Source organism: Aeromonas sp. 603757 (assembly GCF_049171255.1).
GTDB lineage: Bacteria > Pseudomonadota > Gammaproteobacteria > Enterobacterales > Aeromonadaceae > Aeromonas > Aeromonas veronii_A.
On sequence record NZ_JAAKOE010000025.1, the window covers coordinates 37603 to 57648 of the forward strand.

17 protein-coding genes and 1 tRNA gene are annotated in these 20046 nt (G+C 60.7%); 11 read left to right on the top strand and 7 right to left on the bottom strand.

Annotation, left to right across the window (positions count from 1 at the left end; genetic code table 11):
• The first annotated feature begins 347 nt into the window (after positions 1–347).
• From malQ to msrB, 4 genes are all read left to right on the top strand, one after another.
• On the top strand, positions 348–2537 hold the full coding sequence (gene malQ / locus G5332_RS18770; protein ID WP_128816048.1) for a 4-alpha-glucanotransferase: 2190 nt from the start codon (positions 348–350) through the stop codon (positions 2535–2537).
• 82 nt (positions 2538–2619) lie between these two features.
• Positions 2620–4797, top strand: coding sequence for a 1,4-alpha-glucan branching protein GlgB (glgB, locus tag G5332_RS18775; protein ID WP_421249869.1), 2178 nt, complete (start codon positions 2620–2622; stop codon positions 4795–4797).
• Positions 4797–6953 (top strand): glycogen debranching protein GlgX, encoded by a 2157-nt coding sequence (glgX, locus tag G5332_RS18780; RefSeq protein ID WP_216952050.1) that lies wholly within the window; start codon positions 4797–4799, stop codon positions 6951–6953. Before glgB ends, glgX begins: the two co-directional genes overlap by 1 nt.
• A gap of 68 nt (positions 6954–7021) precedes the next feature.
• Positions 7022–7408, top strand: coding sequence for a peptide-methionine (R)-S-oxide reductase MsrB (msrB, locus tag G5332_RS18785; RefSeq protein WP_042079988.1), 387 nt, complete (start codon positions 7022–7024; stop codon positions 7406–7408).
• Between the two features lie 74 nt (positions 7409–7482).
• On the opposite strand, the gene chrA is transcribed toward msrB, so the two are convergent.
• Together chrA and G5332_RS18795 are read right to left on the bottom strand one after the other, a co-directional pair.
• On the bottom strand, positions 7483–8634 hold the full coding sequence (chrA, locus tag G5332_RS18790; protein ID WP_410489647.1) for a chromate efflux transporter: 1152 nt from the start codon (positions 8632–8634) through the stop codon (positions 7483–7485).
• Positions 8635–8716: 82 nt separating this feature from the next.
• Complete coding sequence (locus G5332_RS18795) at positions 8717–9163, bottom strand: nucleotide triphosphate diphosphatase NUDT15 (RefSeq protein ID WP_064339420.1); 447 nt, start codon at positions 9161–9163, stop codon at positions 8717–8719.
• A gap of 206 nt (positions 9164–9369) precedes the next feature.
• Between G5332_RS18795 and G5332_RS18800 the strand changes: the two genes are divergently transcribed.
• On the top strand, positions 9370–9597 hold the full coding sequence (locus G5332_RS18800; protein WP_216952052.1) for a hypothetical protein: 228 nt from the start codon (positions 9370–9372) through the stop codon (positions 9595–9597).
• A gap of 145 nt (positions 9598–9742) precedes the next feature.
• Complete coding sequence (locus G5332_RS18805) at positions 9743–10060, top strand: hypothetical protein (protein WP_202005344.1); 318 nt, start codon at positions 9743–9745, stop codon at positions 10058–10060.
• A 131-nt stretch (positions 10061–10191) separates the two neighbouring features.
• Here G5332_RS18805 and G5332_RS18810 read toward each other — a convergent pair whose 3' ends face one another.
• Both G5332_RS18810 and G5332_RS18815 read right to left on the bottom strand, forming a co-directional pair.
• Positions 10192–10668: an Lrp/AsnC family transcriptional regulator gene (locus tag G5332_RS18810; RefSeq protein WP_005304871.1), complete on the bottom strand. Its 477-nt coding sequence runs from the start codon at positions 10666–10668 to the stop codon at positions 10192–10194.
• Positions 10669–10979: 311 nt separating this feature from the next.
• Positions 10980–11603, bottom strand: coding sequence for a helix-turn-helix transcriptional regulator (locus G5332_RS18815; protein ID WP_100645115.1), 624 nt, complete (start codon positions 11601–11603; stop codon positions 10980–10982).
• A gap of 106 nt (positions 11604–11709) precedes the next feature.
• Here G5332_RS18815 and G5332_RS18820 point away from each other — a divergent pair, with 106 nt between their 5' ends.
• Together G5332_RS18820 and G5332_RS18825 are read left to right on the top strand one after the other, a co-directional pair.
• Complete coding sequence (locus G5332_RS18820; protein ID WP_270656552.1) at positions 11710–12939, top strand: MFS transporter; 1230 nt, start codon at positions 11710–11712, stop codon at positions 12937–12939.
• A gap of 110 nt (positions 12940–13049) precedes the next feature.
• Positions 13050–13868: a Cof-type HAD-IIB family hydrolase gene (locus G5332_RS18825; protein ID WP_216979487.1), complete on the top strand. Its 819-nt coding sequence runs from the start codon at positions 13050–13052 to the stop codon at positions 13866–13868.
• Positions 13869–13919: 51 nt separating this feature from the next.
• On the opposite strand, the gene G5332_RS18830 is transcribed toward G5332_RS18825, so the two are convergent.
• Complete coding sequence (locus G5332_RS18830) at positions 13920–14483, bottom strand: DUF2799 domain-containing protein (protein ID WP_005362971.1); 564 nt, start codon at positions 14481–14483, stop codon at positions 13920–13922.
• A gap of 206 nt (positions 14484–14689) precedes the next feature.
• Between G5332_RS18830 and G5332_RS18835 the strand changes: the two genes are divergently transcribed.
• Both G5332_RS18835 and G5332_RS18840 read left to right on the top strand, forming a co-directional pair.
• Positions 14690–15529, top strand: a complete 840-nt coding sequence (locus tag G5332_RS18835; RefSeq protein ID WP_421249870.1) for an isopenicillin N synthase family dioxygenase — start codon at positions 14690–14692, stop codon at positions 15527–15529.
• Between the two features lie 211 nt (positions 15530–15740).
• Entirely contained in the window at positions 15741–17054 is a 1314-nt protein-coding gene (locus G5332_RS18840; protein WP_005335722.1) for a sodium-dependent transporter, read from the top strand.
• A 3-nt stretch (positions 17055–17057) separates the two neighbouring features.
• Here the strand turns inward: G5332_RS18840 and G5332_RS18845 are convergent, their stop codons facing one another.
• On the bottom strand, positions 17058–17777 hold the full coding sequence (locus G5332_RS18845; protein ID WP_421172715.1) for a substrate-binding periplasmic protein: 720 nt from the start codon (positions 17775–17777) through the stop codon (positions 17058–17060).
• Between the two features lie 432 nt (positions 17778–18209).
• Here G5332_RS18845 and G5332_RS18850 point away from each other — a divergent pair, with 432 nt between their 5' ends.
• A complete protein-coding gene (locus tag G5332_RS18850) occupies positions 18210–19523 on the top strand; it encodes a sodium-dependent transporter (RefSeq protein ID WP_416245744.1) in 1314 nt (437 codons plus the stop codon).
• Between the two features lie 361 nt (positions 19524–19884).
• On the opposite strand, the gene G5332_RS18855 is transcribed toward G5332_RS18850, so the two are convergent.
• A tRNA-Val gene (locus tag G5332_RS18855) sits at positions 19885–19960 on the bottom strand.
• Between the last annotated feature and the right edge of the window lie 86 nt (positions 19961–20046).

The window sequence follows — 20046 nt, forward strand, 5'->3', positions numbered from 1 at the left end:
TTTAGTTACCTAACTGTTCAGTAGTCAAAGAAAATTCCGCTTGTAAATTTACTAGAACTCTCCGGTGAGTCAACCAACATTCTGTCTGAAATTGCGCTATATCATGAAAAACTGTGAAATTAATTTTCTGTTTATGTAACTGATTACCACGTTTTGACGAAAAAAGTGCCAGATCGTGGCATCGCGCAGATATCAACAATAGTGCCTACTCGGTCACACAACCATTCACAGAGATATGTAAAAATGTGCGCGGTTTAGCATGGCCCATAGAGCCACTGTTCAAGTACCACCCCATAAAAATCAAACAAAATAGTATAGATAGAATCCACAGCGGGAATTCTCAAACTATGACCACCCTGATTGAACAGCTGGCTGCCGCAAAAGGTATCGCCAGCGAGTATGTCGATGCCTGGGGCCACCCGGCCCAGGTATCAGAAGAGAGTAAGGCCGCCATGCTGGGCGCCATGGGCTACCGCGTCGATGACGAGGCCGCACTGGTGCAGCAGCTGGAAGAGGAGCATCGCCAGCACTGGCTGCGGGCGCTGGATCCTGTGATGGTGGTTCGCACCGGCGACGCCGTTACCCTTGAGGTTCGCCTCCCCATCGAATTCGTCAACGACGCCCTCACCTGGCAGCTCCAGCAGGAGCAGGGTGCAGTGCTGTCTGGTCAATTCACCCCCATCGAGGGTGAGCTGGTCGGCGTGGCCGAATTTGAAGAGATGGAGTGCCAGGCCTATCGCGTCACTCTGGATATGGCCCCGGAGCTGGGCTATCACCAGCTGGTGCTGCTGGAAGAGGGCAATGACGAGCCGCTGGCCACCATGCGCCTCATTGTCGCCCCCAAGGCCTGCTACAAGCAGGCGCCAATTGCCGATGGCCGCAAGGTATGGGGTCCGAGCGTGCAGCTCTACTGCCTGCGCAGCCGCCACAACTGGGGTATCGGTGATTTCAGCGATCTGGGCCAGCTGGTTGAGAAAGCCGCCGCCTGGGGTGCTCACTTCGTCGGCCTCAACCCCATCCACGCCCTCTATCCGGCCAATCCGGAGAGCGCCAGTCCCTATAGCCCCTCTTCCCGTCGCTGGCTCAACGTGGCCTATATCAATGTGGAAGCGGTGCCCGAATTCCAGCAGAGCGATCGCCTGAAGGCGGAAGTGGCAAGTCCTGCCTTCCAGCAACATCTGGCCGATCTGCGCGCCAAAGAGAATGTCGATTACACCGGCGTGATCCAGACCAAACTCGGCATGCTGCGTCAGGTGTTCGACGAAGCCACCCTGAGCGCCGAGCGTCAGGCCGCCTTTGATGCCTTCGTCGCCGCCGGTGGCGACAGCCTGCAACAGCAGGCAGCATTTGATGCCCTGCAGGCCCACTTCTATGCCAAAGGCGAAAATGCCTGGGGCTGGCCGGTATGGCCGCAGGAGCTGCGCGATTACCACAATCCTGCCGTTGCCGCCTGGATGGCCGAACACCCGCAAGATGTCAACTTCTACCTCTACCTGCAGTTCCTAGCTGATGAACAGCTGGCGCAAGCCGATGCCCGTGCCAAGGCTGCCGGCATGGTGATGGGTATCTACCGGGATCTGGCGGTGGGCGTCTCCGAAGGCTCCACCGAGATCTGGGCCAACCAGGATCTCTACTGCCCGAAAGCTTCGGTCGGTGCGCCACCCGATATCCTCGGCCCGCTCGGTCAGAACTGGGGCCTGCCCCCGATGAACCCGAACAAGCTGTTTGAAGCGGCCTATCAGCCGATGGTGGACTTGTTCCGTGCCAACATGCGCTCCTGTGGCGCACTGCGCATCGACCACGTGATGGCCTTGCTGCGCCTGTGGTGGGTACCGCCCGGAGCGTCCGCCGCCAAGGGCGCCTACATCTACTATCCGGTCAACGATCTGCTGGGCATTCTGGCCCTCGAATCCCACCGCAATCAGTGCCTGCTGATCGGCGAGGATCTGGGTACCGTGCCGGAGGGGATCGACGTGACCCTGAAAGAGAACGGCGTTCACTCCTACAAGGTGTTCTTCTTCGAACGCTCCAAGGAAGATGGTGGCTTTATCTCCCCGGCGCACTATACCGAGCAGGCGATGTCGGCCCTGACCACCCACGACATGCCGACCCTCAAGGGCTTCTGGCATTGCGACGATCTGGCGCTCGGCCGTCAACTGGGTCTGTATCCGGATGAAGATGTATTGAAGACTCTGTATGCTGATCGTCACCAGGCCAAACAGCGGATCCTCGACAGCTTGCATGCCCACAAGGTCATCTCTGACAACATCAGTCATGACGTGAACTGGGTAGGCATGAACACCGAACTCAACCACGGTCTGCAGATCCATATGTCCCGCGGCAGCTGCGCCCTGTTTAGTACCCAGCTGGAAGACTGGCTGGAGATGGACAAGCCGGTCAACGTACCGGGCACCAGTTACGAATACCCCAACTGGCGCCGCAAGCTTTCCGCTGATCTGGAAGATATTTTTGCCAATGAGGCACTCAAGGCACTGGCTGGCAAGATGAGCCAAGCCCGTGATGAGGCCAGTCGTTGAGACGCTGTCTCCCACAGCGTTCTCACCTAAATCCACTCCGGCTTCGGCCGGAGTGGATGCTCTGTCATGAAAGGAAATCTCGATGCTCGTTGAACGTTTGGTTGCTGCCCGCTGTTCCGATCCCTTCTCTCACTTAGGCCTGCAGGCCAATCCGGATGGGCCCGGCCTCAAACTGACCGCCTGGTTGCCTGATGCCCTCGAAGTCCGCGTCAAGGATCTCAAGTCGGGCAAAGTCGTTGCCACCCTGGCGCCCACCGATGAATCGGGTCTTTTTGAAACTGTTTTCACCCGCCGCAAAAACTCCTTCCCCTATCAGCTGATCGCCAGCTACCAAGATGCCACCACCGAGGTCATCGACCCCTATCAGTTTCAGGATGCCGCCTGGGCAGGCCTGGCCGAACTGACCGCCCAGCCGGAAAACCTCTATCACACCCTTGGCGCCCAGCTGCGCACCGTGGAGCATCTTGGCCAGCAGGTGGAGGGGGTGCGTTTTGCGGTCTATGCGCCGAGCGCCACCGCCGTGAGCCTGATCGGCGATTTCAACTTCTGGGATGGCCGCCGCCACCCGATGCAGCGCAGCCTCTGCGGTCACTGGGTGTTGTTTGTGCCGGGCCTCAAGGCCGGGGATCGCTACAAGTTCGAGCTCAAGGATCCCATGGGCAACCGGCTGCCCCACAAGAGCGACCCTGTCGGTTTCTACTGCGAGCAGTATCCGTCGTTCGCCTCCGTGGTCTATGACCACGCCCAGTACCAGTGGCAGGATGCCGAGTGGATTGCCAGCCAGCACAACGACAAACGCGAGCAGCCGCTCTCCATCTATGAGCTGCACGTCGGCTCCTGGAAGCGCCACCCCAACGGCGACAGCCTGAGCTGGCGCGAGCTGGCAGTGGAGCTGGTCGCCTACGTCAAGGAGATGGAGTACACCCACATCGAGCTGCTGCCGGTCTCCGAGCACCCCTTCAGCGGCTCCTGGGGCTACCAGCCGGTGGGCATGTTCTCCCCTACCAGCCGCTACGGCACCGCTGATGATTTCAAATACTTCGTCGACCAGTGCCACCAGGCCGGCATCGGCATCATTCTGGACTGGGTGCCCGCCCACTTCCCGTCCGATGCCCACGGCCTGGCCCGCTTCGATGGCACCCCGCTCTACGAATATGAAGATCCGCGCCGTGGCTGGCACCCGGACTGGAACTCCTACATCTACGACTTTGGCCGCGACACAGTGCGCCAGTTCCTGGTGGCGAGCGCCCTGTTCTGGCTCGACAAGTTCCACATCGACGGACTGCGGGTGGATGCGGTCGCCTCCATGCTCTATCTGGATTACTCCCGCAACGCCGGTGAGTGGGTACCGAACGTCGATGGCGGCAACCACAACTACGAGGCGATCAGCCTGCTCAAGTGGACCAACGAGGAGGTCTATGGCAAGTATCCCCACGCCATGACCATCGCCGAAGAGTCCACCGCCTTTGCCGGTGTCTCCCGCCCCACCTTCCTCGGCGGCCTCGGCTTTGGCTTCAAGTGGAATATGGGCTGGATGCACGACACCCTCACCTACATGCAGAAAGAGCCGATCCACCGCCGCTACCACCACAACGACATGACCTTCTCCATGGTTTACCACTATGACGAGAACTTCATCCTGTCGCTCTCCCACGACGAGGTGGTGCACGGCAAGCACTCCATGCTCTACAAGATGCCGGGCGACGAGTGGCAGCAAGCAGCCAACCTGCGGGCCTACATGGGTTTCATGTACGCCCACCCGGGCAAGAAGCTCAACTTCATGGGCACCGAAATCGCTCAGAGCAACGAGTGGAACCACGACGCCCAACTGCCGTGGCATCTGCTGCAATATCCCAAGCATGCCGGTCAACAGCGACTGATCCACGATCTCAACCACCTCTACCGTCATGAGCCTGCCTTGTATCAGGCCGATTATGAGCAGACCGGCTTCCGCTGGCTGGATCATAACGATGCCGACAACAGCATCTTTGCCTGGCTGCGGGCGGACAAAGAGGGCAAGCAGGCTATTGTGGTGGCTTGCAACTTCACCCCGGTGCCCCGTATCGAATATCGGATCGGCGTCCCTGCGGCGGGCCGCTATCGGGTGGTGCTCAACACCGACAGCGAGTATTACTGGGGCAGTAACTATGATGTAGGTCTGGTGTTCGCTGCCGAGCCGACCCCCTGGCAGGGGATGGCACACAGCATAGTGCTGGATCTGCCGCCGCTGGCGACCTTGTTTATCAAACAGGAGTCTTGATGCTTGTAATGGAAAAAGGGGTGGGCCACCCGCTGGGGGCCCGCCTTGACGAGAACGGTTGCCACTTCTGCGTCTGGGCCCCCCAGTCGGACAAGGTGGAGATCTGCCTGTACGACGAGCAGGAGCATGAGCTGATGCGGCTGGAGTTGCCCGGCCGCCGTGGCCAGTATCGCTTTGGCTACGTGCGCGGCGTAAAGGCCGGTCAGCGCTACGGCTATCGGGTCTATGGCACCCCGCAGGAGGGGATGCTGTTCGATCCGCAAAAACTGCTGATTGACCCCTACGCCAAGGCGCTCAGTCGTCCCACCTACTGGGATGAAGCCCTCTATCAGGGTGATAGTGCCGGGATGATTGCCAAGTCGGTGGTAGTGGATGACAGTTTTGACTGGCAAGGGGTTGGCAAACCCGGGATCAGTCCGGCCCGCACCATTATCTACGAGACCCACGTCAAGGGCTTTACCAAGCAGCACCCGGGGATCCCCAAAGCGCTGCAGGGCACCTATCTTGGCATCTGTCACCCGCTGGTTATCGAGCACATGAAGAGCCTCGGTATCACCTCGGTGCAACTGATGCCGGTGGCCGCCTTCATGTCGGAACCGCGACTGGAGCAGTTGGGACTGACCAACTACTGGGGCTACAACCCCATTGCCTTCTTCGCCCCGGAGCCACGCTACAGCACCAGGGCCGACGAGGCGGTGACCGAGTTCAAGACCATGGTGCGCGAGCTGCACCGGGCCGGGCTCGAGGTGATCCTGGATGTGGTCTACAACCACACTGCCGCCTCTGGCTTCGATGGCCCTACCCTCTCGTTCAAGGGCTTTGACAACGCCGGTTACTACGCCTTCGAAGCGGGCCCCCACGGCCCGGACTACACCCGTCACGCCAACGTGACCGGTTGTGGCAACAGCGTCAATCTGGATCACCCCAACACCCTGCGACTGGTGCTCGATGCTTTGCGCTACTGGGTCACCGAGATGCAGGTGGATGGCTTCCGTTTCGATCTGGCGGTGACGCTGGCGCGGGAAGCGGGAGAGTTCGAGCCCATGGGCGCCTTCTTCAAAGCCGTGATGGCCGACCCTGTGCTGTCACAGGTCAAGCTCATCGCCGAACCCTGGGATATCGGCCCCTTCGGCTACCGGCTGGGTCAATTCCCGAGCCAGTGGCAGGAGATCAACGACCGCTACCGCGACACGGTGCGCGCCTTCTGGCGCGGTGATGCGGGCAAGATGGGGGACTTCGCCACCCGGCTGGTGGGTTCGCGGGATATCTTCCCGAAAAACTGGCGCTCCCCCCACACCAGCGTCAACTACCTCTGCTATCACGACGGTTTCACCCTGGAGGATCTGGTCTCCTACAACCAGCGCCACAATCAGGCCAACGGTGAAGACAATCGGGACGGCCACGGCAACAACCTCTCCTATAACCATGGGGTAGAGGGGCCGACCCTGGATCCGCGGGTCAACAGCCTGCGCCAGCAGCAGAAGCGCAATCTGATTGCCACTCTGCTGCTCTCCCAAGGTACTCCCCACTTCCTCGCCGGGGACGAGATGGGACGCAGCCAGCTTGGCAACAACAACGCCTACTGTCAGGACAACCAGATCAGCTGGGTCAACTGGCAGTGGCGACCGGAGGATGAGCGGCTGTTCGCCTTCACCCAGCAGATGATGGCGCTGCGGGCGGAGTCCTGCGTCTTCTCCAACCTGCAACTGAGCGACGACAGCTGGAATGGCACCCCGTCCAGCTGCCATCAGGTCAACTGGTATCACCCGGACGGCCACCAGCTCACCGATCAGGATTGGCACGCCCCCATGGGGCAGGCGTTCGCCATGGATATCGGCATGATCAACTGTGTCGGCGAGCGCTGGTACGTGCTGTTCAACGCCAGCGATTACGACATCCAGTTCCGCCTGCCGCCGCCGGGGGAAGGGCTGGAGTGGATCCAGACTATCGACACCGCCACCAACGATGGCCTCCCCTTCCTGCCGGATGACATCAAACGGCAGGTGGCGGTCGGCCGGGCCCACTCCCTCAAACTGCTGGAGCGGGTGGCGCTGGCCAGCACGGCGGAGGATGCCCAGCCACCGCAGCAGGAAATTCTCCCTGCATCCGGTGAGGAGATGGTTGCCACCTCGATCACAGATACAGGCAAAGCATAAGAGGCATGCTGGAGTCAGCTTTACGGAGCCGCTATGCTGGGCTCCGGTATGGATGGCAAGGAGTCGGTATGAGCAGTAACAATCCGGAACAGTGGCGCAGCAAACTGACCGCCGAGCAGTTTCACGTCTGCTGGGAGAAGGGCACCGAGCGCCCCTACAGCGGCGCCCTGCTCCACAATCGCAAGAGCGGCGACTACCTCTGTGTCTGCTGCAAGAGCGTGCTGTTTCACTCAGGAGCGAAGTTTGACTCCGGCTGCGGCTGGCCCTCGTTCGACAAGGCCATCGAGGGGACGGTGGAGTACACCGAGGACAACAGCCACGGCATGAAGCGGGTGGAGATCACCTGCCGCCAGTGCGGCTCTCACCTCGGTCACGTCTTCCCCGATGGACCGACCGAGACCGGCCAGCGCTACTGCGTCAACAGCCTGAGTCTGGATTTCGAACCCGAGGTCTGAACGGTTTACCCATTGCAATAAAAACGGCGCCTCCGTTATGGAGGCGCCGTTTTTTTATCGGGATTTCACCGGCTTCACGCCAGCAGGATAGCAGCCATCACCAACAGGGCCGCGATGGCCGGCACCGGCAACTTCAACACCCGCAGCAGATAAAAGCCGATGGCCGCCAGCGCAAGATCGGTCGGCGCCAGCACCGCACTCTGCCACACCGGCTGATAGAGGGCCGCCAACAACAAGCCCACCACGGCGGCGTTGATTCCGGTGACGGCCCCCGCCAGACGGGGCCGGGCCAGCCACTGTTGCCAGCAGGGGCCCACCGCCCAGAGCAGCAGAAAACCGGGCACAAACAGCGCCATGGTCGCCAACAGGGCCCCGATCAGCGGCATTTCGGGTTGCAGCTGGGCGCCAAGATAGGTGGCAAGGGTAAACATGGGGCCCGGCACCAACTGGGCCAGGCTGTAACCGGTCAGAAACTGCTGCTCGTTGAGAGTGTGTCCCACGCTCTCTTGCAGTAGCGGCAACACCACATGGCCACCGCCAAACACCAGACTACCGGCGCGATAGAAGTCGGCAACCAGCTGGCCAAGCGGGCTACCGAGCAGCGGCAGACCGATAAAAAGGATGCCAAACATCAGCAGGGTAGGCCAATGAGGCTGACTGCTGGCGGCAGAAGGTAGCTCGGCGGAGGCTGGCACACTACCCGCCCCGCTCTGGCTGCGGGCGCAGATCAACGCCGCTCCCGCCAGCATCAACAGTTGAGTCAGCAGACCGGGCTGCCACCAGAGTGCGGCAGCGGTCACCACCATAATCCCTTGGGTCATTCCAGTGGCACAGAACTGACGACTCATGGTGAACACCGCATCGGCCACCACGATAAGCGCCAGCAGCTTGAGGCCGTGCAAAGCCGCATCGAGCCACAGATTGCTGCCCAGCTGGCCGATGCCGATCGCGGCCGCCAGTAGCAGCAGAAATGAGGGCAGCGTGAAGCCAAGAAAAGCTGAGAGCGCCCCGCCCAGACCGGCGCGATGACGACCGATGGCGAAACCAAGCTGGCTGGAGGCGGGCCCCGGCAGCAGTTGGCACAGCGCCAGCAAGCGGGCAAATTCGGCCTGTGTCAGCCAGCCAAGCCGCTGGACGAAGGTGCGCTGGAAATAGCCGATATGAGCGGCCGGACCACCAAAGCTGATGCAGCCCAGCCATAAAAACTGAATAAATACCTGTCCCACGCTCTTCTCCCTCATCCCTCTTCTCCCGATGGAGAGGGGATATTATGACAGCGCGATGATCGTTTTATGACAATCAGACTGATTAGGCCGACACCATGGGCATATCACCCGGCAAATAGCAGCGTCCCGCCAGCCAGCAGGCGATGGACTGACGGCTGGCGTCGAAATGGGGCTCGGGCAACGCGCGCGGATCGCACCAGACCCAGCCTTCGCACTTCTCCGGCTCCAGCAGTTGCGGCTCACCATCGGCCTTAGCGTGCAGCGTCACCGAGATATAGTGCAGCCCGCTCTCGCGCCATGTCTCCAGATTGTTGGTCACCGCCACCACCTCGGGCCCGTGGATCTCAAGTCCCGTCTCCTCGGCCACCTCGCGGATCGCCGCCGACTCGAAGCTCTCCCCCAACTCCAGATGACCACCCGGGATCGACCAGTAGGGGGCATGGCTCCCTTTGCGTTTGCCAAGCAGCACCTGGCCTTGGGCGTTGGTCAGGATGACGCCGACCCCGACGCGGGGATAGAGAGTGGACATGAAAACGCTCCTTCAATCAGGCAATAAAACGGCCTCACCTTAGGCCCAAGGAGGGCACAGGGCAAGCCCCGGCTGCACGGCACCTGCGGCCGTCAGTGGTCCCCCCCCTTGCCCCTTAACCGGTTATCACTGATGCTGGGGAGTGAAGCCCGGATGGAGAGGTCATCCCCATCCTCTCAGTCCCCCATTACCCCGAGGAGTCCGCCATGAAAAAATTGCTCCCCCTGTGCGCCCTGCTGCTCACGGCTTGCCAAACCACGCCGCCCCCCAACTCGCTCGCCATCGATGATGCCGACGCCTGGCAGGCCATTTGCAAAGATGGCACCCGGGTTCGCGCCGTGGTGGCAGAGGGGATCTGTGGGGATCATCGTGGGGTAGCCATGTGGACGAATAAGCCAAGAGAGGAACGGATGGCAGAAGAAGCCGCCAAATAGTGTGATCTAGACACCATAAAATGACACTGCCGGCCAATTGGCCGGATTTTTTCGCGATCTCGCCAGCACTTTGCCACCTTGTTCATGGTGCGCTCAGTTTTCTGTTCCCATACTGGCCCTACAGTTCCAAAAGAGGAGAGACAAGATGCAAACATCCATCGTCGGGCTCTCCATTCTGTGGGGGCTAGCCAGTTTTGGTGTTCAGGGGGATTTCATCGAGAGCCGTGATTCCGTTGCGCCATCCTGGCAAGCCGAGTCCAGAGTGGAGATGGAAGGTTATCTGATTGAATCGCTTGGCGAAGATCGCTGGCTGTTCGACAACGGCAGCGAGAGCCTGCTGGTCTCACTGCCCGAGGGGCAATGGGTGCCGACCGGCGAGCGGCTGCGGGTCAGCGGCGAACCGCTGCAGGAGCAGAGCGGCTGGCTGCTGCAGGTGGCAGACATCAGCCAGGTCAGCGTCTGACAGCGGCAGTCGCCCCGTCACCGCGACAGCTAATCCAGACCCGATAACCACTACCGAATAACCAAGAGCGAATAGCAAAAGAGGAGGCCAGTGGCCTCCTCTTTCTGTTTATATAAGCGGCTTGCGCGGGCTCACCCCAGATGGTTGAGCGGTAGTGCCGTCTTGTGCTTGATGCGACGCAGCACGAAGCTGGAGCGCACTCCGGTCACCCCCGGAATATGGGTCAGCTTGTCCAGCAGGAAGTGCTGATAGTGCTCCATGTCGCGCACCACCACCTTGAGCTGGTAGTCGGCATCATTACCGGTGATGAGATCACACTCCAGCACTTCGGGCAGTTCGCTGATGGCGCGATCGAAGTTTTCGAACCGCTCGGGCGTGTGTCTGTCCATGGAAATGTGAATGTAGGCGGTGAGGGTGAGGCCAAGCTGGCGGGCGTTGAGCAGAGTAACGTGGGTGTCGATGAGACCGGCATCCTCCAGCGCCTTGACCCGGCGGGAGCAGGGGGACGGCGAGAGCCCGACCAGCTCGGCCAGTTCCAGATTGCTGATGCGGCCATTCTCCTGCATCAGCTCGAGAATATGTCTGTCTATGCGATCAAGTTTCAGCATCTACCCTTCCTCGTTGCAATGACTAATCCACTTTTCCTAGATTAAGGGTGAACTATTGCAAAAACAACCGAAAAAAGTGGTTACTTTGCAACCACTCACCGGCACGGGAGGGATACTATGGTTACATCTTCCGGTGGCAAAGCAGATACCTGACCGGGTCTCTGCGGTGAAGGACCTTACCGGGTCAAGAGCCCCATCAGCCGTCTTACCTTATCGGGAAACGACGGGCTGGAACGAGAGAACCCCCTCCCCGAAGGCAACAAAGCAGGCATCCCGGCGCCTGCTTTGTTGTTTTTGGGCGTTTGACGAAATCAGAGCGCGGGCGGCGTGATGCGATAGAGGCAGCGATGCGCCCCCTCCAGCAGATATTGCTCCCGCTCCACCCTCGCCGGCGCCAGCAGCTGGCGAAACAGCGCCAGTTCGCTGCGACAGAAACCGCGGCAGGTGCGCGCCGCCGCACAGATGGGACAGTGGCTCTCCCACAGCAGCCAGCTGCCATCCTCTTCGCGGCGGATCTCCGCCATGTAGCCCTCGCGAGTACGCAGCTCCTTGAGCGCCGCCAGCCGGCCAGAGAGACCATGGGACCCCAGCGCCTCCTGATAGCGAGCAAGCATCTGCAGCTCCCGCTGCTGGATCAGCCGCTCCATCCCCTCCTCGCCAAACAGCTCGCGCACGTTGTCGATCAGTTGCACGGTCAGGTCGCTATGGCTATCGGGGAAGCGCTGCCAGGCCTGCTCGGTGAGCTGCCACAGCCGCACGGGACGACCGCGCCCGCGCGCCTCGTCGCTGAATGTAACCCACCCCTCCTGCTCCAGCGTGAGCAGGTGCTGACGGGCGCCCATGGAGGTCATCTGCAACTGCTCCCCCAGCGCGGCGGCGCTCTGCGGGCCATGGCTCTTGAGCAGAAATAGGATCTTGTCGGTGCTTGCGTTCATGATCTCATTATGGGGAGCGCCCTTTATTAAATCAACAATTCACTTTACTTAATCCCATCTATGAATCAGCATAAATAAACAAATAACTTTACTTAATGGGTGCAACATGGAGAAACACGGGCACAAAAATCCCCTCTGGGTGCTGGTCATGACGGTCACGCTGGCAGTTGCAGGCTTCAGTCTCCCCTCCCCGGTGTTGGCACCTTTGCTGCTGGATCCGGCGCAGGGGATGCTGACGCCGGAAGCCTCCGACTGGAGCCGCAAGGTGTGGCTGGGGGTCATCATGGGGCTCTATCCCCTGTTCCAGCTGGTGGGCAGTCCCTGGCTCGGTCGCCTCTCCGACCGCTATGGCCGCAAGCCACTGCTGTTGCTCTCGCTGGCGGGGGTTCTGGCAGGCTATGCCCTGATGGCACTCGGTATCGCCTGGCGCTCCCTCCCCCTGCTGCTGCTCAGCCGGATTGTGGAGGGGCTGTGCAACGGCAACATCGCCATCGTGCAGGCGATGGCGGCGGATCTCGCCGGCAAGGAGCACAAGGCGCGCAGCTTCGCCTGGATCAACATCGGCATGAATCTGGGCTGGGTCGTGGGGCCGATGATCGGGGGCTACGCCGCGGTGATCTCGGGGGATTACAGTCTGGCCGCCTGGCTGGCGGTAGGAATGACCCTGCTCAACCTGCTACTGGTCTACTGGCTGATCCCCTATCGTCCGCCGGTGGCGGCCACCCTTCAGGCCGCGACTCTCTCCAGCCGCCAGCTGTTGCTGCAACCGGCCCTGCTCCCCTACTTCGCACTCACCCTGATCAGCTATGGCGCCGTGCAGCTCTATTTCACCTACTTCAACATCTGGCTGGTAGAGCGGCTGGCCTGGGATCCGGCCCAGCTGGCGCAGGCGGCGGTGCTGGTGAGCCTGCCCATGATGGCGGGCTCCTGGCTCGGCTCCCGCATCGCCCGCCACTGGCGCGGCAGCTCCCTCGGGATTGTCGGCCATCTGGTGATGGCGAGCGGCATGCTGCTCTTTATCCTGCCTGTGCACTGGTGGGGGCTGGCACTCACCTTCGTTCCCGCTGGTATCGGCATGAGTCTGGGGGAGCTGGCCACCTCGGTGGCGATCTCCAACCGCAGTCACCCGGAGCAACAGGGGCAGGCGATGGGGCTCTACCGCGCCCTCGCCGTAGGCAGCGAGATCCTGGCGGTGCTGCTCGGCAGTCTGGTGCTGCTGGCCGGTACCGAGTGGCCCTTCTATCTCGCCACCCTCTGCTCCCTTGCCAGTGCCGCCGGTTTCTATCTGCTGCGCCGCCGTGCCGACCGTCGTCAACAGCTGGCCAGCTGCACCTGAGCCACGAAGGGATCACAGTTCGGCGCTTCGGCTGCGGGCAAGACTTGCATCGGGGCGCCGGGTCTGGGACGGTAAGGCTCTTTGCGGATTTGTTCGATGCTGGAGGAGCTATGAGTGAGTACAAGGCCATCGCGCTCGATATGGATGGCACCCTGCTGACCCGGGATCACAAGATCTCGTCGGCCACCCGGGCAGCCCTGGCGCAAGCCCGCGCCCACGGCATCAAGGTGCTGCTGGTCACGGGGCGCCACTACATGACGGCGCGTCCCTTCCACCACGAGCTGGCCCTCGACACCCCCCTCATCTGCAGCAACGGCGCCTATCTCTATGATCCGGTGCAGAACCGGATCATCAGCGGCGACCCGCTGGCGGCTGCCCCGCTTACCGAGCTGCTGGCCGCGGTCGAGGCACAGCAGATGGGCGCCCTGTTCCATCTGAGCGAGGGGATCGGCTACATCGGCTGTGAAGAGCATGTCACCCGCATCCGCCACTGGTCGGCCAATCAGCCGGACCACCTCAAGATCGCCATCCATCCGGTTGAGGAGCTGGCAGGCTGGCTCGACAACCCGGTCTGGAAACTGGAGCTGTTCAATCAGGATCCGGCGCGCTTGCACACCTTTATGGGCGAGGTGGTCGAGCAGATGCCCTTTACCCGCGACTGGGCGGCCCCCTATGCGGTGGAGCTGGTACAGCCCGGTTGCAGCAAGGGCAACCGGCTTGCCCAGTGGGCCGCCAGCGAAGGGATTGAGATGGATCAGGTGGTGGCGTTTGGTGACAACAACAACGACATCAGCATGTTCGAGCAGGTGGGGCTGGCGGTGGCCATGGGCAATGCGGCCCCGCAGATCCAGAGCCATGCCCATCGGGTCACGGCCGACCACAACGAAGATGGTATCGCACTGGCGCTACAGCGCTGGGTACTGCCCTGAGCTGACAAGATGCAACATGGCCAGCACGCGGGCTGGCCATGAAGAGAGGGATTAACCGCCGAAGGAGAACTGGATCACCCGATCCGGATAGCGCAGACGGTTGTACTCCCGGCGCAGGGATTCGTAGTGGCGAATGGCCCGATCGCGCTTGGCGCGGTAATAGTCACGCTGTTCCGTGTTGGTTTCGTTGCGGATGCTGCGCTCCAGCGTATCGATATCACGCTCGGTACGCTCCAGCTCGTCGCTGATCTCCCGCAGGCGGGCAGCCAGTTTGTACTCTTCGTAGCCACGCTGATACTGCTTGAGGAAGCTGGCGTCATTGGGGCATACCCCCAGATAGGCCTGCCCCTCCTTGCCCTTGCTGTAAGCCAGCTCGGGAATGCAGTAGAGCTCCAGCCCCTTGTCGTAGCCCCGTTTCCACTCGGCTTCATCCACTTTGAGGCCATATTCGCTGCAAGACGAAACGTAATCGCGGGTCGCCTGACGGGTTTTGCCTTCCGATCCATCCTGATAACCCAGGTTGTACCAGCTCATGGTGCGGCACTCATCTTCTGACAGGGCACTGCATCCCGCCAGCAATACCGGCAGGGTCAGCAACAGGATTTTGGGGGACATGAACAGACTCCGGAAAAGATAGTGACCGGCATTCTAGAGAGGATAAAAGGCCATAACAAGGGATGCGCTCCCGTGCGGTCTGGCGCGGTTTATTTGATGTTTTTGTCACTATTAAACGCCGTGCCAGACGGGCGGCCAACCCGCTTTCCTTGTTATCAGGCGCAAGGTAAACTGCCCCATCTTTTAACTGGCGCGCAACAAAAACAATGAAAGTCCTGACCGTCGATTACCGCTCACCCGATGCGGCCCAACGCTTCACCGAATCCCTGCGAACCACCGGCTTTGGCGTGCTGACCAACCACCCCATCCCGAAAGAGCTGGTGCAGTCCATCTACGACAACTGGTATCGCTTCTTCATGAGCGAGCAGAAGCAGGATTTCCTGTTCAACCGCGAAACCCAGGATGGCTACTTCCCGCCGTCGGTCTCCGAGGTGGCCAAGGGCCATAGCCAGAAAGACATCAAGGAGTACTTCCACATCTACCCCTGGGGCCAGATGCCGGAAGAACTGAAGGAGCAGGCGATGGAGTACTACCGCCTCGCCAACGGTCTGGCCGCCGAGCTGCTGGGCTGGGTCGAGCAGTACACCCCGGCCGATATCGCCGCCAACTACAGCAGCCCCCTCTCCTCGATGATCGAAGAGAGCCAGAAGACCCTGCTGCGGGTGCTGCACTATCCGCCGTTCGATGGCACCGAGGAGCCGGGCGCCATCCGCGCCGCCGCCCACGAGGATATCAACCTGCTCACCATTCTGCCCGCCGCCAACGAGCCGGGGCTGCAGGTGAAGGGTTCCGATGGCGAGTGGATGGACGTGCCGTGCGACTTTGGCACCCTCATCATCAATATCGGCGACATGCTGCAGGAGGCCTCTCGCGGCTACTATCCCTCCACCACCCACCGCGTCATCAACCCGACCGGTGGCAGCGCCGCCAAGTCGCGTATCTCCCTGCCGATGTTCCTCCATCCGCGCCCGGATGTGGTGCTCTCCGAGCGCCATACTGCCCACAGCTACCTGATGGAGCGGCTGCGGGAACTCGGGGTGATCTAGTCCGCCGACGAGCCGTTGTCAGAGACCAAACCGGAGCAATCTCGCTCCGGTTTTTATTTGGTGGCAGGATTGGGCAAAAAACAGAATTAAATTAGCCAATCATGCCAATAAACCGCATTTACACCTGATAACCGTCGTAGTGATTGCGCCGTGACCTCCGTAACATGAGCGCCATTCTGCCCCTGCCCAGGGGCGCTCGATTGGAGTTCTTATGAAGCAGTCCCAATGGTCATCCCGACTCGGCTACATCCTCGCCGCAGCGGGTTCCGCGGTCGGTATCGGCGCAATCTGGAAATTCCCCTATGTCACCGCCGTCAACGGCGGCGGCGCCTTCCTGCTGGTCTTTCTGCTGTTCAGCTTCACCCTGGGGGTGGCGGTACTGATGGGGGAGACCCTGCTCGGCAGCATGAGTCGCCGCGGGGTAGTGGGTGCCTTCTCCGATCTGCTCGGCAAACAGTGGCGCTGGGTTGGGGTAATGGGGGTGATCTCTACCCTGCTCATCTACTGCTTCTACAGCGTGGTGGGCGGCTGGACCCTGGGTTATACCGGCATGGCCATCTCAGGCCAGCTCAACCATGGCGATGCGGCGGCCCTCACCGCCCGCTTCAATGACTATGTCAGCGGCGACGTCTGGCCCATTCTCACCCATCTGCTGTTTGCCGCCCTCACCTGGATGGTGGTGCAAGGCGGCATTCAGAAAGGGGTGGAGCGCACCCTGCGATGGATGATGCCGGCCCTGTTCCTGATGATCCTGATGCTGGTCGCCTTTGGCCTCACTCTGCCCAATGCGATGGCGGGAGTACGTCACTTCCTGATGCCCGACTTCAGCAAGCTGGGGATGTCCGGCGTGCTCGATGCCATGGGACTGGCCTTCTTCTCCCTCTCCATCGGTCTGGGCATTCACACCACCTACGGCGCCTATCTGCCGACCAGCGAAGGGGTTGGTCGCTCCAGCCTCTGGGTGGTGCTGCTGGCCAGCATGGTAGCGGTACTGGCGGGTTTGATGATTTTCCCGGTGCTGGCCTCGACCGGTATCGACCCGGCCTCCGGCCCCGGTCTCACCTTTATGACCATGCCGGCGGTATTTCAGCTGCTGCCCTTCGGTCAGGTGCTTGAGGTGATCTTCTTCGCCCTGCTGGTCTTTGCGGCGCTCTCCTCGGCCATCTCCCTGCTGGAGCATTTGCAGTGCTTCCTGTGCGAGACCTGGGGCTGGTCACGCCGCACGGCCTGCAGCGCCATCACTGGATTCGTCATGGTTAGCGGTGTTCCGGTCAGCCTGTCGTTTGGCCCGTTGCAACACGCCACCCTGTTTGGCAAAACCATTTTCGAGTTGCTGGACTTTGTCACCTCCAACCTGATGATGCCGCTGTTCGGCCTGATGCTGACGCTGCTGCTGGGCTGGAAGCTGGGGCGCAAGGCACTGCCGCAGGGGATTGCCAGCCACTGGCATCACCTGCTGATGAACTGCTGGCGCTGGATTGCCCCCTTGCTGATCGGCGGGATCTTGATTCGCGGTCTGGTGTGACGGTTACTCTTCGCGGGTGGGCTCATCGGCCCGCCCCTGGGCGGCTCTGACGGCATCCAGGGCATGCTGCCAGCGGGTGATCTCGGCATCATCCGTTCCCTTGGAGAAGACGATATAGAGACCGGCCTGATGGAGCAGCACGCCACTGCTGACGATGCTGCGCCGGGATAACCCCATCTTGTCGAGGGTGGCCTCCATCACCAGCTCCGCCATCGGCAAGGCATCGATCTTGCCCAGCATCAGCCGCTCTATCGCCTCCCCGACCGTCTTGTAGCGCACCAGATTGGTGTAGCCCTCATGACTCAGCCGCACATCATCGGCATTGCCCAGCACGACCCCCACTCTGGGCAGATCCCGCAGCTGTGCCAGCGAGGTCAGCGGGTGGCGACTATCGGGCGCCTGATAGATAAAGACCCGATTGATAAAGAGCGGGCCAACCCATTTGAAATGGGACTCCCGCTCCGGGAGCCGCTGTACCACGAACAGTCCATAGCCGGGCTCGACCCGTGCCAGCGCCAGCGCCCGCTTGAGCGGGTAAATCCGCACCGGATAGCGGGTGCCAAGCTCCTCCTGCACCTCATCGATCAGGCGAATGGCAAATCCGTCGAGCTTGCCGTCGCGGTATTCGGTAAAGGGGGGTAAGTCGTGACTCAGCAGGGTTAATCCGGGCTGCGCCGACACACTCAGGCTGATCAGTAACCAGGGCAGCACCATCCATCTCATACGATATCCTGTCTCATCGTTGTTCCCGTCAGTGCCATGTAGCGGTCACTAGTTCCAGAAGAAGCTACGTCGATTATCGCCCAGTAAATAGCCACAAGGTAGAAAAGATACGGCCCGGCGAGGTTTTCCCCCACTGAGTTGTACGTATAGCCAGAGTGGTGACAGCGGCACACATAAAAAATTTTTGATTTTATGTGTCAATTATTCTTTCCATGGTTTAGGCTGTTTCCTCATTCATTAGTCAGGTTGTCACCTCATGTCTGCCATCCTCGTGCTGTTTGGTCGATTTTTTAGCTCGCAAGAGAGGTGACCTTGCACGCACAGTTTTTCTGAATGTTCATTGCAAAGGTCGCCTCAGGCGGCCTTTTTTATGGTCTGTCGTTTATTGCTACAGAGGAGTATTGCTTCGATGTCGTGTTACCCGGAGGTTGTATGAGCCAGGTTCAGTGGTCTTCCCGTCTCGGTCATGTGCTGGCCGCAGCAGGCACAGCGATTGGCCTTGGTGCCATCTGGAAGTTTCCCTATGTGACCGCCACCAATGGCGGTGGCGCCTTTCTGCTGGTGTTTCTGCTGTTCAGCTTCACCCTGGGGGTAGCGGTACAGGTCGGCGAAACCCTGCTCGGCAGCCATAGCCAGCGCGGGGTGCTCGGCGCGTTTCGCAAACTGGTGGGGCCGAACTGGCGCTGGATGGGGTATATGGGGATCGCCTGCGGCTTCTTTATCTACAGCTTCTACAGCGTGGTCGGTGGCTGGACCGTGGGTTACGCCGCGCTGGCGATGGCTGGCAAGCTCAACCTGAGCGAGGGAAGCGCCCTCACCGCCCTGTTCAACGGCTATGTCAGCAACCCCTGGTGGCCGGTGCTGACCCATCTGATCTTCGCAGGCCTGACCTGGTGGTTCGTGCAGGGGGGTATTCAGAAAGGGGTTGAGCGGGCATTGCGCTGGATGATGCCCGCGCTCTTCATCATGATGTTGCTGCTGGTGGGGGTCGGTCTCTCCATGCCGGGCTCCATGGCGGGTGTACGCCAACTGCTGCTGCCGGACTTCTCCATGCTGACCGGCCAGAGCGTGCTGGACGCGCTGGGACTGGCCTTCTTCTCCCTCTCCATCGGGCTCGGGGTACACACCACCTATGGCGCCTACCTGCCCAATAGCGACGGCGTGGTGCGCTCCGGCGTCTGGGTCGTTACCCTGGCCAGCCTGATCTCGGTACTGGCTGGGCTGATGATCTTCCCGGCACTGGCCTCCACCGGCATCGACCCCGCCGCCGGCCCAGGGCTCACCTTTATGACCATGCCGGCCGTGTTCAGTCATCTGCCGCTCGGTCAGGGGCTGGGGGTGGTCTTCTTCCTGCTGCTGCTGGTCGCCGCCCTCTCCTCCTCCATCTCCATGCTGGAGCATCTGGTGCGCTTCACCACCGAGGAGTGGGGTTGGTCGCGTCGTGGCGCCTGCCGGGTACTGACTCTGCTCATCATGGCCTCCGGCATTCCGGTGAGCCTGTCGTTCGGCCCATGGAGCGATCTGACCCTGTTTGGCAAGACCATCTTCGAGCTGCTCGACTATCTGACCTCCAACCTGATGATGCCGCTGTTTGGTCTGGTACTGACCCTGCTGCTGGGCTGGCGATTGGGTGACGCCATATTGCCTTCGGGCCTGTCACCCGCCCTGCGTCTGGCGCTGCTCTGGTGCTGGCGCGTGGTGGCGCCGCTGCTGATCAGCGGTATCCTGATCCGCGGGATCATGTAGCACCTTGCGCATCTTTGTGGGCAGGCCTTGGCCTGCCCTTTTTATTGCAGGCGTTTACTTTATTACAGGCGTTCATATAAGCAGCATCACGATGGACAGGAGTGCAGTCTGGCAATCTTGGCAGAGCAGAGTAGAGGATGTGCGAAATGACAGAGTGGCAGAGTGGCAGAGTGGCAGAGTGGCAGAGTGGCAGAGTGGCAGAGTGGCAGAGTGGCAGAGTGGCACTATAAGAGGTGGTGCTCGGCTCGCCACAACGGCAACAGAAGAAGCTGGAGTACTGAATTTCGGGCAAAAAAAATCCCCATCTGAGTGGGGACTTTCTCTGCAACTGAAGCTGATATCTCAGCTTCGCTTGCGAATATGGTGGTCGTTACTGGGATCGAACCAGTGACCCCCTCCTTGTAAGGGAGGTGCTCTCCCAGCTGAGCTAAACGACCTGGGATTCTTGAAATGATGGTGGGTCGTGCTGGATTCGAACCAGCGACCAATTGATTAAAAGTCAACTGCTCTACCGACTGAGCTA

Bases quoted from the DNA above. Each gene is read 5' to 3' on its own strand.
- G5332_RS18845 (WP_421172715.1), bottom strand. From the start codon at position 17,777: ATGAGATGGATGGTGCTGCCCTGGTTACTGATCAGCCTGAGTGTGTCG.
- G5332_RS18830 (WP_005362971.1), bottom strand. From the start codon at position 14,483: ATGTCCCCCAAAATCCTGTTGCTGACCCTGCCGGTATTGCTGGCGGGA.
- G5332_RS18810 (WP_005304871.1), bottom strand. From the start codon at position 10,668: ATGCTGAAACTTGATCGCATAGACAGACATATTCTCGAGCTGATGCAG.
- G5332_RS18840 (WP_005335722.1), top strand. From the start codon at position 15,741: ATGAAGCAGTCCCAATGGTCATCCCGACTCGGCTACATCCTCGCCGCA.
- msrB (WP_042079988.1), top strand. From the start codon at position 7,022: ATGAGCAGTAACAATCCGGAACAGTGGCGCAGCAAACTGACCGCCGAG.
- G5332_RS18850 (WP_416245744.1), top strand. From the start codon at position 18,210: ATGAGCCAGGTTCAGTGGTCTTCCCGTCTCGGTCATGTGCTGGCCGCA.
- G5332_RS18835 (WP_421249870.1), top strand. From the start codon at position 14,690: ATGAAAGTCCTGACCGTCGATTACCGCTCACCCGATGCGGCCCAACGC.
- glgB (WP_421249869.1), top strand. From the start codon at position 2,620: ATGCTCGTTGAACGTTTGGTTGCTGCCCGCTGTTCCGATCCCTTCTCT.
- G5332_RS18815 (WP_100645115.1), bottom strand. From the start codon at position 11,603: ATGAACGCAAGCACCGACAAGATCCTATTTCTGCTCAAGAGCCATGGC.
- G5332_RS18825 (WP_216979487.1), top strand. From the start codon at position 13,050: ATGAGTGAGTACAAGGCCATCGCGCTCGATATGGATGGCACCCTGCTG.
- G5332_RS18795 (WP_064339420.1), bottom strand. From the start codon at position 9,163: ATGTCCACTCTCTATCCCCGCGTCGGGGTCGGCGTCATCCTGACCAAC.
- malQ (WP_128816048.1), top strand. From the start codon at position 348: ATGACCACCCTGATTGAACAGCTGGCTGCCGCAAAAGGTATCGCCAGC.
- G5332_RS18800 (WP_216952052.1), top strand. From the start codon at position 9,370: ATGAAAAAATTGCTCCCCCTGTGCGCCCTGCTGCTCACGGCTTGCCAA.
- G5332_RS18820 (WP_270656552.1), top strand. From the start codon at position 11,710: ATGGAGAAACACGGGCACAAAAATCCCCTCTGGGTGCTGGTCATGACG.
- glgX (WP_216952050.1), top strand. From the start codon at position 4,797: ATGCTTGTAATGGAAAAAGGGGTGGGCCACCCGCTGGGGGCCCGCCTT.
- G5332_RS18805 (WP_202005344.1), top strand. From the start codon at position 9,743: ATGCAAACATCCATCGTCGGGCTCTCCATTCTGTGGGGGCTAGCCAGT.